This is a genomic window from Xanthobacter sp. BG11Y11_SDJG, assembly GCF_057364445.1.
On record NZ_JBNFNU010000766.1, the window covers coordinates 1 to 922 of the forward strand.

Sequence of the window (922 nt, forward strand, 5' to 3'; positions counted from 1 at the left end):
CCGCCGTCCGTGCGCCCCGCAAGGGCGGCGCCGCGTCCGGCCGGCGGCGCGCGCTGATGGCGGCGAGCCTGACCAGCGTGTTCCTGCTTCAGCGCAAGTCGCTCATGTGGCGGGTGATGCGCATCGTGCGCGACCGCCACGTCGCCGAGGACCTGGCGCAGGAGGCCTATCTGCGCGCCTGGCGCGCCCATGAGGCGGCGCCGATCGCGCATCCGGAAGGGTTCCTGCACCAGACGGCCCGCAATCTCGCCTTGGACCACGTGCGGCGGCGACGCAGCCGAGGCGCGGTCGAGATCGACGCGGGCGAGGCCGCGGTCTCGGCGGTGCCGGACGACCGGCCGTCGAGCGAGTCGGCGCTGATCGAGCGCGAGCGGCTGACGCGGCTGAAGGAGGCGCTCGCCGCCCTGCCGCCGCGTGTCCAGGCGGTCGTCGTGCTCAGCCGCATCGAAGGCTGGACCAATGCCAGGATCGCGGCCCATCTCGGCGTCTGCGAGCGGACGGTGTTCAACGACCTGAAGATGGCCATGGGCCACTGCCGTTCCGCACTGGTGCGGCTCGATCGCTGCTGACGCGGGCGATTCCCGATTTCTTTGCCGGATTCGAGGCCTTCCAACGTCTCAGGTATAAGAGCCTGCCAAAGCGCCCGCCGGGCGCAGCGACATCGGATGGCGTGAGTGGGACGCGACAACATGCGGGGCGCCGCGACCGGGGGCGGCTACGCCCACGAGGACCCCGTCGTCGACGAGGCGCTGGACTGGTTCGGCCGCCTCAGGGACCGGGCGCCCGACGCCGCCACGCGCGCGGCGTTCTAGGCCTGGCTCGCCCGCAGCCCGCGGCATGCGGAGGAATTCCGCGCCCCTTGGAGGATCTCTGGGGCTCCCCGGCCTTTGCCGACGCCGTCGGCCGGCTTTCCGCCACGCGG

General features: G+C 72.9%; 2 protein-coding genes. Both read left to right on the forward strand.

The window, feature by feature from the left end:
• Window positions 1–569: RNA polymerase sigma factor (locus AC2W7M_RS26395; RefSeq protein WP_486136138.1), on the forward strand; the 569-nt coding region annotated here is incomplete at its 5' end.
• 105 nt (window positions 570–674) lie between these two features.
• On the forward strand, window positions 675–812 hold the full coding sequence (locus AC2W7M_RS26400; RefSeq protein WP_486136139.1) for a hypothetical protein: 138 nt from the start codon (window positions 675–677) through the stop codon (window positions 810–812).
• Window positions 813–922: the final 110 nt, after the last annotated feature.